The following is a 17,509-nucleotide window of genomic DNA, read 5'->3' on the forward strand; positions in this document are numbered from 1 at the left end:
GAGTTTTGGTTGTAAGGGGCCATACATGATCAGACGGTTTGGTGAAAGCCCCGAACCCGGGCGATCCTATACGCGCAGGGTTGGTGTGTATGCGTTACTTCCGCGTGAAAAACACCTGCTTTTGACCTGCCAGACCGAACCGGGCCCCGATCTGCAACTACCGGGCGGTGGCATTGATCCCGGCGAATCGCCCATCACTACGCTGCATCGCGAAGTGTATGAGGAAACCGGATGGCGCATCGCCACGCCGAAACGCATCGGTGCGTTTCGCCGGTTCACCTATATGCCTGAATACGATTTATGGGCCGAGAAGATCTGCCTGATTTACCGCGCCCGCCCTTTCCTGCAATTGGGCCCGCCGACCGAAGCTTTTCACGAGGCACTTTGGATGCACAGCGCGGATGCGATTGAACTGTTGGGAAACGACGGCGACCGTCACTTTGCAACCCTGCACCTGAACAGTCTCTAGAGTCCGTTATACTCAAAGAACACTGCAGAAACGTCATCGCCCATGCCTTCATTAGGCGGCATGCGCTGAGTCAGCCGCCAGAACATATCATCCAGAAACTCTGATCCGCCCTGGCCTGAGGCGCAATCCAACGCCATTTCGCGCAGCCCCTCTTCCTCCAGCAGCCCGCCCCCTGCCAGGTGACATTCTGTGAAACCATCGGAATGCAATAATAGCCGGTCACCCGGGTTCAGCGTTGTTTCAACCTGCTGAAAACTCGCGTCTGGGATCAATCCGATAGGAAGGCCGCCATCGCCAAGATACTCGGTACTGCCATCCTGCCTCAGCAACAGCGGGTGCGGATGTCCGGCCTGTACCATTTTCATATGCCCACTGCGCAGATCGACAATGGCATAGACCATCGTGAAATACTCTTCGATCCCGGTGTCCACCATCAAACGTGAATTGAGCGTTTCGGCCACTTGCTGCGGCGGCAACAGCGCGTAGAACTTGTTCATCCGCTTTTCCAGCGCCACATTCTGATCGAAATGCTGGCTGGACAGATACCCGCCAAGCCGCGCGGTCATCATCGCCGACGTGATCCCATGGCCCGAGACATCGATGCTGTAGAACCCCAGCCGGTTCTGGCCAGGCGAGAACATGCCCACCAGATCGCCGCCAATATGACCGCAGGGCTTCAACAACAGGCTAACCCGAGATTTTCCAAACTCTCGCGTCAGTTCCGGGACCAATGACTCCTGTATCTTTCGGGCTTGTTTCAGGTCTTTGTCGATCGCATCATGGGCCAGTTTAAGTTCGTCCAACGCAGATTCGATCAGACGGTTCTTGTCAGAAAGCTCTCTCTGCATGTCCAGTATGCGCGCGCCGGCAGAGATACGGGCCCGCAGTTCATCCGCCTCTAGCGGCTTGATCAGAAAATCATCCGCCCCGGCATCCAGCCCACGCGCGACTTCCTGCTTTTCGCTTTTTGAGGTTAGAAGAATGAAATAGCTGTAATGTTCGGAATCGAGCGCCCGAAATGCGCGGCAAAACTCCAGCCCGCTCATGCCTGGCATGACCCAATCGCTGAGCACAAGATCGGGTGCAAATTCGGCACAAAACTCAAGAGCCTTTTCGCCATTATCGGCCTCAAGCACCTCGAATCCCCATTTCTTGAGCGAGGCCACCAGAATGCGCCGTTGCAGGCGGCTATCATCCACGACCAGCACCTTTCGGATCGCACCGAAATCCAGTTCAGAACCGGTTTGTTCAAGACTTAGTGCTGACACCCTTTAACCCCAGGCTTCCTTCTTCAGGGACGCCGCAAACCTATCGGGTTGGGGTTTAACATCCCGTGAAGGCCCCATGGTCTTTGGCCTTAACCGCACATTTACCTGATCTGCGTTAGCAAAGGTCATCCCTATTCCGATGCAGGAGGATGACGATGATCCACTGGCCCCGAGTCAGACAATTGCGCGACGAGGTCGGCGCAGATGAGATTGATGAGGTCATCGCAATCTTTTTGGACGAAGTGCAGGAAGTGATCGCACGATTGCATACCGATACCGAACGACTCGAGTTGGAACAGAACCTGCATTTCCTGAAAGGCAGCGCCATGAGCCTGGGGTTCGATCAGTTCTCGAAACTCTGTCAGGATGGCGAGCGACGCGCCGCTGCCGGACAAGCGGCAGAGGTTGATTTGGCAGAAATCCTAGACGCTTATGACGCATCCAAATCTGTGTTTCAGGCCGAATTGCCCAGTAATCTGACCTAAATCACGAACTGTGCCAGCGTCTCATCTTCGGTGATATCAGTATAGGTAAACCCGGCCTCATCCAGATGCGCGAACAGGCGTGCAAAATTCTCTGGCTTGCGGGTTTCGATCCCGATCAGGACTGACCCGAAGTTGCGCGCGGATTTCTTCATATATTCAAACCGGGCAATGTCATCCTCGGGGCCGAGGATGTTCAGGAACTCTTTCAACGCGCCGGGGCGCTGCGGCAGACGCAAAATGAAGTATTTCTTGACCCCGGAATAGCGCTGCGCGCGTTCCTTGACCTCGGGCAGGCGTTCAAAATCGAAGTTCCCGCCCGATGTCACGCACACCACGGTTTTACCGCGGATAAAGCTTTGCACATCTGCAATCGCTTCGATGGCCAGGGCCCCGGCGGGCTCCAACACAATACCCTCGACATTCAGCATCTCGATCATGGTGGTACATATGCGATCTTCAGACAGGACCAGCACATCCGACAAATGCCGTGATTTCAACAGTTCGAATGGTTTGGTCCCAATCTTTCCAACTGCTGCGCCATCGACGAAATTGTCCATCTGATCCAACGCCACCGGATGCCCCGCCGCCATCGCCGCATGCAGACAGGCGCCGCCCTTGGGTTCGACAAACAGGCAGTGGGTGCGATCCCCAAACCATGTGGCCACACCCGCAGACATGCCGCCGCCACCCACAGGCAGCAGCACATGGTCAGGTACCCGACCCAACTGTTCTTCGATCTCGACCGCCAAGGACGCCTGACCTTCGATCACATCCTCATCGTCGAAAGGCGACAGGAAATGCCCGCCCTGTGCGGCACACCAAGCCTGTGCCGCGGCCAGAGTGTCATCGAAATAGTCCCCGGTCAGGTGAATCTCGATGTTGTCACCGCCGAAGATGCGGGTTTTCTGGATTTTTTGCTGCGGCGTCGTCACCGGCATGAAGATCACGCCCTTCACGCCCAGATGCTTGCACATATAGGCCACGCCCTGCGCGTGATTGCCCGCGCTGGCGCAAACGAACAGCTCCTGCCCTTGCTGTTTGCGCATCGCATTGAACGCGCCGCGAATCTTGTAGGATCGCACCGGGCTGAGGTCTTCGCGCTTAAGCCAAATGTCTGCGCCATACCGGTCGGACAAATGCGCGTTTCGCTGCAACGGTGTCGCCGGGAACACGGTACGCATCGCCTGTTCGGCGGTTCGGGCACGGGTCATAAAGTCAGTCATGCCCGTTTCAGTGGCCTATCCCGACTAAAAGGGCAAGGAATACATATGTGTACGACGTGTTCGACCTCGTATGTTCAAAATAGGTATCCTACCCCGTCCAGGCACCGTTTTTGGGTGCGTCTTTGCAATTCCAACGCGCGGTCAACGCACATAACTTGCCCCCGCGTTCAAAACCCGCTAGGGGCCAGTCGTTCTACGCATAAAGGGAAATCAGATGTCCGCGCCCAAGAAAGTTGTTCTGGCCTATTCCGGTGGCCTTGATACCTCGATCATTCTGAAATGGCTGCAGACCGAGTATGGCTGTGAGGTTGTGACCTTCACCGCCGATCTAGGTCAGGGCGAGGAGCTGGAACCCGCTCGCCAGAAGGCCGAGCTGCTGGGGATCAAGCCCGAAAACATCTATATCGAGGACATCCGCGAGGAATTTGTCCGCGACTTCGTCTTCCCGATGTTCCGTGCCAATGCGCAATACGAAGGTCTGTATTTGCTGGGCACCTCGATCGCGCGGCCTCTGATTTCGAAACGTCTGGTCGAGATTGCCGAGGCCACTGGTGCTGACGCCGTCGCTCACGGCGCAACCGGCAAGGGCAACGATCAGGTGCGGTTCGAGCTGGCAGCTTACGCGCTGAACCCCGACATCAAGGTCATTGCGCCCTGGCGTGAATGGGACCTGACCAGCCGCACCAGGCTGTTGGAATTTGCCGAACAGAACCAGATTCCGATTGCAAAAGACAAACGCGGCGAAGCTCCGTTCTCTGTCGACGCAAACCTGCTGCACACCTCATCCGAGGGCAAAGTGCTGGAAGACCCCGCCGATATGGCACCCGACTATGTCTATCAGCGCACCGTCCACCCCGAGGATGCGCCAAATGAGCCCGAATTCATCGAGATCGGCTTTGAACAAGGCGACGCGGTCAGCATCAATGGCAAGGCGATGAGCCCGGCGACCATCTTGACCAAGCTGAATGAATATGGCGGCAAGCACGGCATTGGACGTCTCGATCTGGTCGAAGGCCGTTTCGTCGGTATGAAATCGCGCGGCATCTATGAAACCCCCGGCGGCACCATCCTGCTGGAAGCACACCGCGGGATCGAGTCCATCACCATGGACCGTGGCGCGATGCACCTGAAAGACCAGCTGATGCCGCAATATGCAGAGCTGATCTATAACGGTTTCTGGTACTCACCCGAACGCGAAATGTTGCAGGCGGCTATCGACAAGTCTCAGGAACATGTCACCGGCACCGTGCGGGTGAAGCTGTACAAAGGTCTGGCCTCAACGGTGGGCCGTTGGTCAGATCACTCGCTCTATTCCGAGGCGCATGTAACTTTTGAGGAAGACGCCGGCGCATATGACCAGAAAGACGCGGCAGGTTTCATCCAGCTAAACGCGCTGCGCCTGAAACTGCTGGCCGCGCGCGACAAGCGGCTGAGGAAGTAAGCAATCCCCAAAGCGATTTAAAAACCCGGCAGTCCTTTGGATGCCGGGTTTTTTGTACACTACTTCCCGTAGGGTCAGGCTTGCCAGTTTCGCACGGATATCTTTACGCATACGTCAACCAAAAAGGGACGCTCAATGCTGCAAGACATCGCCGACGGAATTCAAAAAGGGCTGAACGGCAAAAGCTTTGATGGATCGCTCAAGTTCGATTGCGGCGAGGCGGGCGTTATCGTACTGGCCGATAGTCAAGCAACCACGCAGGATCAGGAAACCGATTGCACGATCCGGATTTCACAGGACAACCTGACCAAATTGCTGACCGGTAAGCTGAACCCGATGACTGGCGTCGCCATGGGAAAGCTGAAGATCTCGGGCAATATGGGCGTCGCGATGAAGTTGGGTCAGTTGCTGGGATAGGCGATAAAATCGTCTCACCAGCGCGTGACAATCGATGTCAGCGCATTGCAAGGCGGGGCATCTGCGGGCAGCTTGGTCTCGGAAGGAGACTTGCGATGACCCGGACTGCTTATCTCGACTACATAAAACCTTCAGTGCTGTTTTTATTGATCCTGCTGGCTGCGATGCTGCGCGCCGCACCAGGTTCAGCCGCAGAGACCGAGACCCTAACAGTTGCCGGCGGGTGTTTCTGGTGTGTCGAATCCGATTTTGAAACCGTACCCGGCGTAATCGGTGCGGTATCCGGATATACCGGCGGCACCACCGCCAACCCCAGCTACAAGGACGTAACCAAGGGTGGAACCGGCCATTATGAAGCGGTTCAGATCACCTTTGATCCCAGCAAAGTCTCTCGCGACACCTTGTTGGACATGTTCTTTCGTTCGGTTGATCCGACGGACGCAGGCGGGCAGTTCTGTGACCGGGGTGATAGTTATCGTACGGCCATTTTTGTCTCTAACACAGGCGAAAAAGCCGTAGCCGAGCAGGCAAAGGCCGACGCTCAATCCGCACTCGGCCAAACCGTTGTGACGCCTATCCTGCAGGAAACCACGTTCTATCCGGCAGAGGCGTATCATCAGGATTACTACAAGGGCGACAAGGTTGTGTTCACCCGCTTTGGACCCAAGCGCCAAAAGAACGCCTACAAAGCCTATCGCAAAGCCTGCGGTCGGGATGCGCGGGTCAAGCAGCTTTGGGGCGCAGATGCGCCATTTGCCGGGTCTTAATCGAACTGCGCGTCGCGCACTTCCCGCAAGTCTGGGATAACATCCGCCGTTCCGTGCCGTGTGACCATCAGGGCAGCGGCGCGGTTGGCTTGCAAAATAGCCTGCTCCATCGGCATACCCCGATCCATCCCCGCCAGCACATAGCCGGTGAACGTGTCGCCTGCACCGGTCGTGTCAACGGCCTGTACCTTATGCGCAGCAAAGTCGACCGGATCGCAGCCTTGCTGCAAATACCGCGCGCCTTTGGACCCAAGCGTCACGATCACATGTCGCACAGGCAGCTCAGCCGCACTTAGGCCTGTTTCCTGCTGCAGCTGTTCAGCTTCAACCTCATTCAGGATCAGGAAATCCAGATAGGGCAGCACGGCCTGTACCGCCTCGGCCTCGAACGGGGCTGCTGCATAGCAAACGGTCAAACCAAGCTCGCGCGCCATGCGGGCGGCTTCGACCTGTGCGTTGGTTTCATTCTGAAAAACAAGCAGATCGCCGGTATTGGCAGACGCAAGCGCCTGCCCGATCTGCCCACCTTCAAGCGCGTGATTGGCGCCCGGATACAGAATGATCAGGTTCTCACCCTGCGCGTCGACCGCAACGATGGCATGACCCGTGGGGTTGCTGACCTCAGCAATAAACCGCGTGTCGACGCCATATTCCGTCAGCCGCTCCTGTGCCCAGCGCCCATCCGCACCAACCGCTCCGATGTGGCTGACGCGTGATCCCGCCCGCGCGGCGGCCACCGACATATTGGCACCCTTACCGCCCAGAAACTTCTCGAGCCCATTGGCCGCCAGAGTTTCCCCCGGCGCAGGCAGATGCGGCAAGGCATAGACCATGTCCGCATTGATCGAGCCTAGGTTCCAGATTGTCATGGCTTACCCAATCTCACACGAGGCCAGAATGGCCATGTTCAGGATATCATTGGCCGTTGAAACGGTCGAACAAATCTGAATTTGCTTGCCGATGCCGGACAAGATCGGGCCGATCACGGTGGCCCCGCCCATTTCCTGCATCAACTTGGTTGAAATGCTGGCCGAATGGCGCGCAGGCACAATCAGGATGTTGGCCGGGCCAGTGAGACGCTGAAACGGATACGCTTGCTGCTGATCCACATTCAACGCGACATCGACGGTCATTTCACCTTCGTATTCGAAATCCACGCCGCGCTGATCAAGCACTGTGGGCGCTACATGCATTTTTTCGGCCCGCTCTGACACCGGATAGCCAAATGTCGAGAAACTGACAAAAGCCACCCGAGGCTCTAGCCCCATATGGCGGGCCACGGCTGCGGCACGCTCGGCAATATTGGCCAGATCGTTTTCGTCTGGCCATTCATGAACCAACGTATCACCGATCAGAACAATCCGCCCCTTGTGCAACAAGGCGGTCACACCTGCGGCCCCATGTACCGCATCGGCGTCAAACACGTGGTTGATCCGATCCAACACATGTGCCGATTTTCGAGTGGCGCCCGTCACCAAACCGTCACCATGTCCATGAGCCAGCATAAGCGATGAAAACACGTGCCGGTCCCGCGCGGCCAGACGATGGATATCCTTGTGATCAAAGCCTTTGCGTTGAAGGCGCTGATACAGGAAGTCCTTGTAGCCGTCCAAATGAGCTGTGTTTGCTGCGTTCACGACCTCAAGCTCGCGCACGGCGTCGCCCAGTCCCGCCGTTTCCAGTTTTTCCTTCACATCGTCTTGGCGGCCAACCACCAGCGCCTTGCCAAAGCCTGAGCGCTGATACATCACCGCCGCGCGCAAGACGCGGGGATCGTCGCCCTCCGCAAAGATCATCCGGCTTTGCGCCTGACGGGCACGGGCATTCAGGCCGCGCAGAATGCTGGCGGTCGGATCCATGCGGGATTTCAGGCTCAACTCATAGGCGTCCATGTCGATGATCGGACGGCGGGCCGCTCCGGTATCCATACCCGCCTTTGCGACAGCGGGCGGGATGCGGTGGATCAGGCGGGGGTCAAACGGCGTCGGAATGATATAGTCCCGGCCAAAGGTCAGTGATTTGCCATAGGCCATGGCAACCTCATCCGGCACATCCTCACGCGCCAGACGGGCCAGAGCGTGGGCGCAGGCGATCTTCATCTCGTCATTAATGGCACGGGCATGAATGTCCAGCGCACCGCGGAACAGGTAGGGAAATCCCAACACGTTGTTGACCTGATTGGGATAATCGCTGCGCCCAGTAGCGACGATGGCATCAACGCGGACCTCATGCGCTTCTTCCGGTGTGATTTCCGGATCCGGGTTCGCCATGGCAAAAATCACAGGATTGTCGGCCATGCTGGCCACCATGTCCGGTGTCACCGCCCCCTTGACCGACACGCCAAGGAACACATCCGCGCCATTCATGGCTTCCTCCAAAGTGCGCAGATCTGTGGTAATAGCGTGGGCTGATTTCCACTGGTTCATCCCCTCGGTCCGGCCCTGATAGATCACACCTTTGGTGTCACAGACGATACAGTTCTCATGCCGTGCGCCCATCGATTTGAGCAGCTCGATACAGGCGATCCCCGCAGCACCCGCACCGTTAAGAACAATCTTAACGTCCTCAATTTTCTTGCCCGAAATATGCAGCGCGTTCAGCAGGCCCGCCGCACAGATCACCGCCGTGCCGTGCTGGTCGTCATGGAAGACCGGAATATCCATCTCTTCCTTCAGGCGCTGTTCGATGATGAAACACTCAGGCGCCTTGATGTCTTCCAGATTGATGCCACCAAAGGTCGGCCCCATTAGGCGCACCGCGCGGCAAAACTCATCCGGGTCTTCGGTGTCCAGCTCGATATCGATCGAGTTCACGTCGGCGAACCGTTTGAACAGGACCGACTTGCCCTCCATCACCGGTTTCGACCCCAACGCGCCAAGATTGCCAAGACCCAGAACCGCCGTCCCGTTCGAGATCACAGCAACCAGATTGCCCTTGTTGGTATAGTCATAGGCTGTCTCGGGCGCCTCAGCGATTGCTTCACATGGAACAGCGACGCCGGGGCTATACGCCAGCGAAAGATCGCGCTGCGTTGTCATGGGAACGGTGGCCTGCACCTCCCACTTGCCGGGGGTCGGGTCGAGGTGAAAGGCCAGCGCCTCTTCTTTGGTGATCTTCGCTTTGGGCATTTTGAACGTCGTTTCCATGACTTCGGGGCTCATGCCTCATAGCGCAGGCGGGCGCGCGCCTCAACGGGAATGAGTTTTCGGCTTTTATAGAAGATGCGGGGTTTGTAAGGTCGCGTCCGGAACACGCCAGAAGGGAGCCGCTTTTGTCCACAGTCACGCCAATGATGGCTCAGTATCTTGAGATCAAAGAGGCCCATTCTGATGCGCTGCTGTTCTATCGCATGGGTGATTTCTACGAGATGTTCTTCGAGGATGCCGTCAACGCCGCCGAAGCGTTGGACATCGCCTTGACCAAACGCGGCAAACACAATGGCGACGACATTCCGATGTGCGGTGTCCCAGTTCATGCGGCCGAGGGTTATTTACTGACCCTCATTCGCAAAGGGTTCCGCGTGGCCGTCTGCGAACAGATGGAAAGCCCGGCCGAGGCGAAGAAAAGAGGCTCTAAATCGGTGGTAAAGCGCGATGTCGTGCGTTTGGTGACGCCAGGCACACTGACCGAAGATGCCCTGCTGGAGGCCCGCCGCCACAACTTTCTGGCCACCTATGCCGAGGTCCGGGATGAGGCCGCGCTGGCCTGGGCCGATATATCCACGGGCGCATTCCACGTGATGCCCTTGACTTCGGTACGCCTTAGCCCCGAACTGGCACGTCTGGCCCCGTCCGAATTAATCGTGGCCGATGGATCCGATCAGACATTGCAGGAGCCCATCCGCGATCTGGGGATCTCACTAACCCCAATCGGGCGCGCCAGTTTCGACAGCACCGCGGCTGAAAAACGCATCTGCGCGCTGTTCAACGTCGGCGCTCTGGATGCCTTCGGTTCATTTGGACGAGCCGAAGTGTCGGCCATGGGTGCCCTGATCGACTATCTTGAGATCACGCAGAAAGGCAAACTGCCCCTTCTGCAAACTCCAATGAAGGAATCCGAGGACCGCGTGGTGCAGATCGACGCCGCCACGCGCCGCAATCTGGAACTGACCCGATCGCTGTCGGGCGGGCGCGCCGGATCGTTGTTGTCGGTGGTCGACCGCACGGTCACGCCGGGTGGGGCACGGTTGCTGGAACAACGCCTCTCAAGCCCGTCGCGCAACCTAGATGTGATCCATGCCCGTCTCGACGCTGTCAGCTTTGCCGCCGAAGACAGCCTGATCGCTTCGGACCTGCGCGAGGCCCTACGCAAGACCCCTGATCTGGACCGCGCCTTGTCCCGCTTATCCCTCGAGCGCGGCGGGCCCCGCGATTTAGCCGCCATCCGCAACGGCCTGACACAAGCCGCCGCAATTGCGGGCATTTGCGAGGGGCAGGATCTTCCAGTCCTGCTGGCAACTGCCTTGCAAAACCTCGTTGGCTTTGACGACCTCCTGAACTTGCTGGATGAGGCTTTAGTCGCCGAACCACCCCTGCTGGCCCGCGACGGAGGTTTCATCGCCCCCAGCTTTGACCCCGAACTGGACGAAGCGCGTACCCTGCGCGACGAAGGCCGATCCGTCATCGCCGGGTTTCAGCAGAAATACGCGGAACACACCGGTATCACCTCGCTGAAGATCAAGCATAACAACGTGTTGGGCTATTTCATCGAAACCACGGCCACCCATGCCGAGAAGATGCTGAGCCCGCCGTTCTCCGAGACATACATCCATCGCCAAACCACCGCCAATCAGGTGCGGTTTACCACTGTCGAACTCTCGGAAATCGAAACCCGTATCCTGAATGCTGGAAATCTGGCGCTTGAGATCGAAAAGCGGCTCTATAAAAGGCTTTCTGATGAAATTTTGGCCCTCGCCGCTCGCCTCAACCAAGCCGCCCGAGGGCTGGCTGAGCTGGACTTGACCGCTGCGCTGGCCGATCTGGCGCGCGGTGAGAATTGGTGCAGACCGCAAGTCGACATCTCCCGCGCCTTCGACGTGCAAGGTGGTCGCCATCCGGTCGTTGAACACGCGCTGCGCCAGCAAAGTGGCGACGCCTTCATCGCCAATGACTGTGACCTGAGCGCCGATGACGGGGCCGCCATCTGGCTTCTCACAGGTCCCAACATGGCCGGTAAATCCACCTTCCTGCGCCAGAACGCCCTGATCGCGCTGCTCGGCCAAATGGGCAGCTATGTTCCAGCCGAACAGGCCCATATCGGCGTGGTCAGCCAGCTGTTCAGCCGCGTTGGCGCGTCAGACGATCTGGCACGGGGCCGCTCAACTTTCATGGTGGAAATGGTCGAAACCGCCGCCATCCTAAACCAGGCCGATGACCGCGCGCTGGTAATCCTGGATGAGATTGGCCGAGGCACCGCCACCTATGACGGCCTGTCCATCGCCTGGGCCACGTTGGAGCATCTGCACGCGGCCAACCAATGCCGCGCCCTGTTTGCCACCCATTACCACGAACTCACCGCGCTTGCCGGAAAACTCAAAGGCGTCGACAACGCCACCGTGGCCGTGAAGGAATGGGAAGGTGAGGTCATCTTCCTGCACGAGGTCCATAAAGGCGCCGCCGACCGGTCCTATGGTGTACAGGTCGCGCAACTGGCTGGCCTTCCAGCCTCAGTTGTCGACCGCGCCCGTGTCGTCCTCGATCAGTTGGAAAAAACCGAGCGAGAAGGCGGCAAGCAAAAAGCCCTGATCGACGACCTGCCCCTGTTCTCAGCCGCGCCTCCCGCGCCACCGCCGGCCACCAAAACTTCTCCAGTCACCGACATGCTAACCAAGATTCTGCCCGACGAACTCACCCCACGCGAAGCGCTTGACCTGATCTATAAACTGAAAGAAGCGGCCAAACCCTGACCGCCTCTTCTTCTGTTCAAAAATACCTCCGCCGGAGGCTTGGCCTCGCAGAGGCCAATCAGCTCGCAGGTGTCGACGACACGCCAACCTGCGCCGGGCGCAACAACCGGTCGTACAGCATAAACCCCTCGGCGGACACCTGAATAATATCACCCGCACGCGTTCCCGGCACCGAGGCCTCAAACATCGCCTCATGCACATTCGGATCGAAACGGTCGCCAACTTCGGGCGTGATCACCTCGATCCCGTGCTTCTGAAAAACATCTTTCAACGCCCGCATGGTCAGTTCGACGCCTTCCAACAGAGGGCCAGCAACCTCTTTCTGCTCATCGGTCGCCGCCTCAAGCGCACGTTTCATGTTGTCGTATACCGGTAGCATATCGCGGGCCAGCTTTGATCCGCCATACTGTTCCGCATCCCGACGCGCCTTGTCGCCACGCTTACGCGCGTTTTCGGCATCCGCCAGCGCACGCATGAACTTGTCTTTGTAATCGTCCCGCTCGGCACGCAGCGCGTCAATCTCCAACGCCTCTTCACTGATGTCCATCAGGTCCTCGGCCAGCTCTTCCGCCTCGGCGGTTGCGATGTCATCCAGAAAATCTTCGTTCTTGGGCTCTGCCATCTCTTACCCTCTAGCTCCGGTCGGAAATCAGCTTGCCGACCAGTTGCGCCGTATAATCCACGATCGGCACGATCCGTCCATAATTCAGACGCGTGGGCCCGATGACCCCAACCGCACCGATTATCTTACGATCAGCGTTCATATATGGAGACACCACCAAAGAGGAACCCGAAAGTGAGAAAAGTTTGTTCTCAGAGCCAATAAAAATGCGCACACCTTCGCCTTCTTCAGCCAATTCAAGGAATTCCGCAATGTCGCGCTTGCGTTCCAGATCGTCAAACAGCGACCGAATGCGCTCTAACTCCTCTTCCTGACCGGGTTCTCCTAACAGATTCGCCCGCCCGCGCACGATCAGACGCGCGGAATCAGTCCCGTCGCCATCCCAGACCGCCATTCCGCTTTCGACCATCGCGCGTGCCAGCACATCGATCTCCTGCTTTCGGGCAACAATCTGGGACTGCATCTGGCGGCGCACCTCGCTAAGCGTTCGCCCTTCGATCAGCGCATTCAGAAAATTCGCCGCCTCACGCATCGAGCTGGGTGTTTGCCCCGGCGGCGGCGTGAACAGCCGGTTTTCCACATGACCATCGGCAAAGACGAGAACCACCAACGCACGATCATGGGCGAGTGAAACAAACTCGATATGCTTGATCTCGGATTCATGCTTGGGCGTCAGGACCAGCGACGCTCCATGTGTCACGTGTGACAAAGCCGATCCTACGCGGTCGAGCATCCCGCCAACATCGCCCGCGTTAGAGCCTAAAGTCTCATCCAGTTTCTGACGGTCATCGGCGCCCAGATCACCAACTTCCAGTAACCCATCCACAAACATCCGCAACCCTTGCTGCGTTGGAATGCGTCCCGCGCTGACATGGGGACTGTCCAGCAGGCCCAGAAACTCCAGGTCCTGCATCACATTTCGCACGGTCGCCGCGCTGACTTTTTCCGAAAGGGTGCGTGTAAGGGTGCGGCTGCCGACTGGCTCACCGCTGTCCAGATAGCTTTCGACGATCAGTCGGAAAACCTCACGCGACCGGTCGTTCATCTCACTCAGAATTTTGCTCGCTTCGCTCATCCGCGCACCCTTGCTGGACAGCCATTAAATAGCAGGCACAAGAAAGGTCAATCGGGGTTGCATCGTAACGCTACGGGGCGGTATCCCCAAACCAGCAAACAAAGGATTTTTCATGCGACCCTCAGGACGTGATCTAAACGAAATGCGCTCCGTTTCCATCGAGACGGGTTTCACCAAACATGCCGAAGGGTCTTGCCTGATCAAAATGGGCGACACCCATATACTGTGCACCGCCACGATCGAGGATCGCGTGCCTCCTTTCATCAAGGGTTCGGGCCTTGGTTGGGTCACTGCCGAATACGGTATGCTTCCCCGTGCAACCAACACGCGGATGCGGCGTGAGGCTGCATCGGGCAAGCAGGGTGGGCGTACTGTTGAAATTCAACGCCTGATCGGCCGCGCCCTGCGCGCCGGCGTTGACCGGGTTGCCCTAGGTGAACGACAGATCACCGTTGATTGCGACGTCATCCAGGCCGATGGCGGCACCCGTTGTGCCTCAATTACCGGGGGTTGGGTTGCTCTGCGTCTGGCGGTCAACAGGCTGATGAAGGCGGGTGAGGTGATTTCCGACCCGCTGGTCGATCCAGTCGCTGCGGTGTCCTGCGGCATCTATGCGGGTCAACCGGTGCTCGATCTGGACTACCCTGAGGACAGCGAAGCAGGTGTCGATGGCAACTTCATCATGACCGGCTCCGGCAAACTGATCGAAGTTCAGATGAGCGCCGAAGGCTCGGTCTTCAGCCGCGCGCAAATGGATCAGCTGATGGATCTGGCTGAAAAAGGCGTGGCTGAACTGGCCACCGCCCAGAAAGCCGCCACCGCATGACCCGTAAGTTCGACGGGGGCAGGTTACTGGTCGCAACCCACAACAAGGGCAAGCTTGAGGAGATGGCGCATCTGCTTGAGCCCTTTGGCGTGACAGTTGTTGGCGCGGCGGAAATGGACCTACCCGAACCGGAAGAGACTGAAGACACCTTTGTCGGCAATGCCCGGATCAAGGCTCATGCTGCCGCCAAAGCAACGGGTCTGCCTGCCCTGTCGGATGATTCCGGGATCACAATCGACGCCCTAGACGGAGCGCCGGGTGTTTACACTGCCGATTGGGCCGAAACCGGCAATGGCCGCGATTTCCTAATGGCGATGACCCGTGCGCATAATGAGCTGGAAGCCAAAAACGCCGCGCATCCCCGCCTGGCTCAATTCCGCTGCACGCTGGTTCTGGCCTGGCCCGACGGGCATGATGAGGTGTTCGAAGGCGTCGCGCCCGGTCATCTGGTCTGGCCGATCCGTGGCAAGGACGGGTTTGGGTATGACCCAATGTTTGTCCCCGAAGGCTACAACATTACCTATGCCGAGATGGATCGCTGGGAAAAGAACAAGATCAGCCATCGCGGTCGCGCGGTGGAGATGTTCGTGAAAGGCTGCTTTGGCGGATGATTGGCGCAACGGGGGCTTTGGCCTATATGTGCATTGGCCCTTTTGCGAGGCCAAATGCCCCTATTGCGATTTCAACAGTCATGTTTCCCGTGAAATCAATCAAAAACAATGGCTTGAGAGTTATCTGAGCGAACTAAAGCGTTCGGCCGCCGAAACGGCTGATCGGGTTCTGAACACGATCTTCTTTGGCGGCGGCACACCTTCACTGATGGCCCCTGACACCGTCGCCGCCGTGATCGACGAGGCTCGCGCTCTGTGGCACCCGGCCAACGACATGGAGATCACGCTTGAAGCCAACCCCGGCTCTGTCGAAGCGGGCCGGTTTTCAGCATATCGCGACGCTGGGGTGAATCGGATCTCAATGGGCGTGCAGGCGTTGAACGACGAAGATCTGCGCCGTTTGGGCCGCATTCATACAGTCTCCGAGGCACGCGCTGCGTTCGACATCGCCCGCACTTGTTTTGACCGCGTCAGTTTTGATCTGATCTATGCACGGCAACACCAGACGCTGGGCGCTTGGAAAACCGAACTGACCGATGCGCTGTCGATGGCTATCGACCACATGTCTCTGTACCAGCTCACAATCGAAGACGGCACAGCCTTTGGCGACCGATACGCGGTCGGCAGACTGCGGGGCCTACCCGAAGATGACAGCGCCGCAGATATGTATCTTGCCACTCAGGAGATTTGTGACGCACATGGCCTACCCGCCTACGAAGTATCAAACCACGCTAAACCCGGCGCCGAGTCACTGCACAACCTGATCTATTGGCGATATGGCGACTATGTCGGGATCGGCCCCGGCGCACATGGCAGGATCACCGTTTCCGGGCAGAAACTAGCGACCGAAACTTATCTGTCGCCTAATGGGTGGCTCACCGCAGCGCAAAACGGGTCGGGAGAGAAAAGCCGCACTGCCTTACCTCTGCAAGATCAAGCAAGTGAATACCTTATGATGGGTCTCCGTATTAAAGAAGGACTAGATATAGATCGGTATAGTGCATTGGCCGGAGAACCGCTGGAGCAATCCAAGCTGGATCACCTGACGCAGATCGGCATGATCTCACAACACGGAAACCGTGTGTCAGCAACCAAAGACGGGCGCGCCGTTCTGAATGCTGTCATCCGAGAGCTATTGAGCTAGGTGCATGCGGTATCTTTGGGCCACATTCGGATTGCTCTTTGTTGCACTGGCAATGCTTGGCATTTTCCTTCCCCTATTGCCCACGGTTCCGTTTCTTCTGCTGGCGGCATTTTTCTTTGCCAAATCCTCATCCCGCCTCCACAACTGGCTTCTGACGCATCGGCTGTTCGGGCCCATGATCGAAGATTGGCAAAGATCAGGCGCTATTCGTCCAGCCGCAAAAAAGGCGGCAACCGTTTCCGTCGCCGCCGTGTTCGGCATATCCGTTATTGTCGCCGCCCCGCCCTATGTCCTGATCGTCCAAGCGATAGTCCTAAGCGCTGTGCTGACTTTTATATGGACTCGCCCTAACGGCTAAGTTTCGCGCAGAGATCGTCGAGCTGATCCAGGTTTTCATAGGTCAGAACGACCTGACCACTTTCAGAGCCCGGCTTGTGGTTGATCACCACTTTCATTGCCAGAATGGCCGAAAGATCCTTTTCCAGCGCGCGTGTATCTGCATCCTTATCTGCATTCAAATTGCGGGACTGAGGCGCAGTGCGGGGCGCATCCCCCTGCTGCTGCTTTTTCACCAGCGCTTCGGTCGCCCGAACCGACAAGCCATCTTTGACAACACGTTTTGCTAATTCAGATGGGTTTTCAGCCGTAATAAGCGCCCGCGCGTGGCCGGCTGACAGCTTGCCTTCGATCACCAGCGTCTGAACATCCATTGGCAAAGACAAAAGGCGCAACAAGTTTGCGATATGGCTGCGGCTTTTGCCCAAAGCCTCGGCCATTTTTTCTTGTGTATGACCAAACCGATCCATTAGCTGCTTGTATCCAGCGGCCTCTTCAACCGCGTTCAGATCAGCACGTTGAATGTTTTCGATAATCGCAACTTCCAGTACTTCGGTATCGTCAAAATCACGGATTATAACTGGAATATCATGTAGTTGCGCCATTTGTGCCGCGCGCCAGCGGCGCTCACCCGCAACAATCTCATAAGCCCCCTCGCCAATCGACCGTACGATCAAAGGCTGGATGATGCCCTTTTCCTTAACCGAGGCTGCAAGCTCGTTCAGCTGCTCGGGCATAAATGTACGGCGCGGCTGGTCGGGGTTGGCCTTCAGCTTTTCAATCGGGATCGTCATATCCGGGCGGCGCGGCTCTGCCGGTACACGGCCATCTCCATCTTGTGTCACGTCCGCCATCAAAGCAGACAGACCACGCCCCAGGCCCCTTGATTTTGTTTTCTTGGCGCTCACGACACCCTCCTG

The 17,509-nt window shown here is 57.6% G+C and carries 17 protein-coding genes; 10 read left to right on the forward strand and 7 right to left on the reverse strand.

Features of this window, described 5'->3' with window-relative positions; all coding sequences use genetic code 11:
* The first annotated feature begins 25 nt into the window (after positions 1–25).
* Positions 26–469, forward strand: a complete 444-nt coding sequence (locus AC2FFE_RS16125) for an NUDIX hydrolase (protein ID WP_496847107.1) — start codon at positions 26–28, stop codon at positions 467–469.
* Here AC2FFE_RS16125 and AC2FFE_RS16130 read toward each other — a convergent pair.
* A complete protein-coding gene (locus AC2FFE_RS16130) occupies positions 466–1,737 on the reverse strand; it encodes a PP2C family protein-serine/threonine phosphatase (RefSeq protein WP_496820442.1) in 1,272 nt (423 codons plus the stop codon). The genes AC2FFE_RS16125 and AC2FFE_RS16130 overlap by 4 nt on opposite strands.
* A 155-nt stretch (positions 1,738–1,892) precedes the next feature.
* On the opposite strand from AC2FFE_RS16130, the gene AC2FFE_RS16135 reads away from it, so the two are divergent.
* Positions 1,893–2,222 carry an Hpt domain-containing protein gene (locus AC2FFE_RS16135; protein WP_496820441.1) on the forward strand — a complete coding sequence of 110 codons (330 nt, stop codon included), beginning with the start codon at positions 1,893–1,895 and terminating at the stop codon, positions 2,220–2,222.
* Here AC2FFE_RS16135 and ilvA read toward each other — a convergent pair.
* Entirely contained in the window at positions 2,219–3,445 is a 1,227-nt protein-coding gene (gene ilvA / locus AC2FFE_RS16140) for a threonine ammonia-lyase IlvA (protein WP_496847108.1), read from the reverse strand. The two genes, AC2FFE_RS16135 and ilvA, sit on opposite strands and share 4 nt — an antisense overlap.
* Positions 3,446–3,659: 214 nt before the next feature.
* Here ilvA and AC2FFE_RS16145 point away from each other — a divergent pair, with 214 nt between their 5' ends.
* The 3 genes from AC2FFE_RS16145 (at position 3,660) to msrA (ending at position 6,070) form a co-directional block, all read left to right on the forward strand.
* Complete coding sequence (locus AC2FFE_RS16145) at positions 3,660–4,886, forward strand: argininosuccinate synthase (RefSeq protein WP_496847109.1); 1,227 nt, start codon at positions 3,660–3,662, stop codon at positions 4,884–4,886.
* Positions 4,887–4,985: 99 nt separating this feature from the next.
* Positions 4,986–5,303: an SCP2 sterol-binding domain-containing protein gene (locus AC2FFE_RS16150; protein ID WP_496820506.1), complete on the forward strand. Its 318-nt coding sequence runs from the start codon at positions 4,986–4,988 to the stop codon at positions 5,301–5,303.
* A 95-nt stretch (positions 5,304–5,398) separates the two neighbouring features.
* Positions 5,399–6,070 carry a peptide-methionine (S)-S-oxide reductase MsrA gene (gene msrA / locus AC2FFE_RS16155; protein WP_496847110.1) on the forward strand — a complete coding sequence of 224 codons (672 nt, stop codon included), beginning with the start codon at positions 5,399–5,401 and terminating at the stop codon, positions 6,068–6,070.
* Here the strand turns inward: msrA and AC2FFE_RS16160 are convergent.
* Together AC2FFE_RS16160 and AC2FFE_RS16165 are read right to left on the reverse strand one after the other, a co-directional pair.
* Positions 6,067–6,939, reverse strand: a complete 873-nt coding sequence (locus AC2FFE_RS16160; protein WP_496847111.1) for a ribokinase — start codon at positions 6,937–6,939, stop codon at positions 6,067–6,069. The two genes, msrA and AC2FFE_RS16160, sit on opposite strands and share 4 nt — an antisense overlap.
* A gap of 3 nt (positions 6,940–6,942) precedes the next feature.
* Positions 6,943–9,198: an NADP-dependent malic enzyme gene (locus AC2FFE_RS16165; RefSeq protein WP_496847138.1), complete on the reverse strand. Its 2,256-nt coding sequence runs from the start codon at positions 9,196–9,198 to the stop codon at positions 6,943–6,945.
* 161 nt (positions 9,199–9,359) lie between these two features.
* Between AC2FFE_RS16165 and mutS the strand changes: the two genes are divergently transcribed.
* Complete coding sequence (gene mutS / locus AC2FFE_RS16170) at positions 9,360–11,975, forward strand: DNA mismatch repair protein MutS (RefSeq protein ID WP_496820504.1); 2,616 nt, start codon at positions 9,360–9,362, stop codon at positions 11,973–11,975.
* A gap of 58 nt (positions 11,976–12,033) precedes the next feature.
* On the opposite strand, the gene AC2FFE_RS16175 is transcribed toward mutS, so the two are convergent.
* Positions 12,034–12,597 (reverse strand): nucleotide exchange factor GrpE, encoded by a 564-nt coding sequence (locus AC2FFE_RS16175; protein ID WP_496820434.1) that lies wholly within the window; start codon positions 12,595–12,597, stop codon positions 12,034–12,036.
* 10 nt (positions 12,598–12,607) lie between these two features.
* Entirely contained in the window at positions 12,608–13,672 is a 1,065-nt protein-coding gene (hrcA, locus tag AC2FFE_RS16180; protein WP_496847112.1) for a heat-inducible transcriptional repressor HrcA, read from the reverse strand.
* A 112-nt stretch (positions 13,673–13,784) separates the two neighbouring features.
* Between hrcA and rph the strand changes: the two genes are divergently transcribed.
* From rph to AC2FFE_RS16200, 4 genes are read left to right on the forward strand one after another with little or no spacing between them, the layout of a single operon-like run.
* Positions 13,785–14,498, forward strand: coding sequence for a ribonuclease PH (rph, locus tag AC2FFE_RS16185; protein ID WP_496847113.1), 714 nt, complete (start codon positions 13,785–13,787; stop codon positions 14,496–14,498).
* Positions 14,495–15,109 (forward strand): RdgB/HAM1 family non-canonical purine NTP pyrophosphatase, encoded by a 615-nt coding sequence (rdgB, locus tag AC2FFE_RS16190; RefSeq protein WP_496820431.1) that lies wholly within the window; start codon positions 14,495–14,497, stop codon positions 15,107–15,109. Before rph ends, rdgB begins: the two co-directional genes overlap by 4 nt.
* Positions 15,099–16,253, forward strand: a complete 1,155-nt coding sequence (gene hemW, locus AC2FFE_RS16195; RefSeq protein WP_496847114.1) for a radical SAM family heme chaperone HemW — start codon at positions 15,099–15,101, stop codon at positions 16,251–16,253. The genes rdgB and hemW overlap by 11 nt, the downstream gene beginning before the upstream one ends.
* 4 nt (positions 16,254–16,257) lie before the next feature.
* Complete coding sequence (locus AC2FFE_RS16200; RefSeq protein ID WP_496847115.1) at positions 16,258–16,611, forward strand: YbaN family protein; 354 nt, start codon at positions 16,258–16,260, stop codon at positions 16,609–16,611.
* Here AC2FFE_RS16200 and AC2FFE_RS16205 read toward each other — a convergent pair.
* The gene (locus tag AC2FFE_RS16205) at positions 16,601–17,497 is read right to left on the reverse strand and encodes a ParB/RepB/Spo0J family partition protein (RefSeq protein WP_496820429.1); all 897 of its coding nucleotides are present in this window, start codon (positions 17,495–17,497) and stop codon (positions 16,601–16,603) included. The genes AC2FFE_RS16200 and AC2FFE_RS16205 overlap by 11 nt on opposite strands.
* Between the last annotated feature and the right edge of the window lie 12 nt (positions 17,498–17,509).

The organism is Ruegeria sp. YTSA168 (assembly GCF_059610045.1).

Bases quoted from the DNA above. Each gene is read 5' to 3' on its own strand.
- AC2FFE_RS16125 (WP_496847107.1), top strand. From the start codon at position 26: ATGATCAGACGGTTTGGTGAAAGCCCCGAACCCGGGCGATCCTATACG.
- AC2FFE_RS16135 (WP_496820441.1), top strand. From the start codon at position 1,893: ATGATCCACTGGCCCCGAGTCAGACAATTGCGCGACGAGGTCGGCGCA.
- ilvA (WP_496847108.1), bottom strand. From the start codon at position 3,445: ATGACTGACTTTATGACCCGTGCCCGAACCGCCGAACAGGCGATGCGT.
- AC2FFE_RS16145 (WP_496847109.1), top strand. From the start codon at position 3,660: ATGTCCGCGCCCAAGAAAGTTGTTCTGGCCTATTCCGGTGGCCTTGAT.
- msrA (WP_496847110.1), top strand. From the start codon at position 5,399: ATGACCCGGACTGCTTATCTCGACTACATAAAACCTTCAGTGCTGTTT.
- AC2FFE_RS16160 (WP_496847111.1), bottom strand. From the start codon at position 6,939: ATGACAATCTGGAACCTAGGCTCGATCAATGCGGACATGGTCTATGCC.
- AC2FFE_RS16165 (WP_496847138.1), bottom strand. From the start codon at position 9,198: ATGCCCAAAGCGAAGATCACCAAAGAAGAGGCGCTGGCCTTTCACCTC.
- mutS (WP_496820504.1), top strand. From the start codon at position 9,360: ATGATGGCTCAGTATCTTGAGATCAAAGAGGCCCATTCTGATGCGCTG.
- AC2FFE_RS16175 (WP_496820434.1), bottom strand. From the start codon at position 12,597: ATGGCAGAGCCCAAGAACGAAGATTTTCTGGATGACATCGCAACCGCC.
- hrcA (WP_496847112.1), bottom strand. From the start codon at position 13,672: ATGAGCGAAGCGAGCAAAATTCTGAGTGAGATGAACGACCGGTCGCGT.
- rph (WP_496847113.1), top strand. From the start codon at position 13,785: ATGCGACCCTCAGGACGTGATCTAAACGAAATGCGCTCCGTTTCCATC.
- rdgB (WP_496820431.1), top strand. From the start codon at position 14,495: ATGACCCGTAAGTTCGACGGGGGCAGGTTACTGGTCGCAACCCACAAC.
- AC2FFE_RS16200 (WP_496847115.1), top strand. From the start codon at position 16,258: ATGCGGTATCTTTGGGCCACATTCGGATTGCTCTTTGTTGCACTGGCA.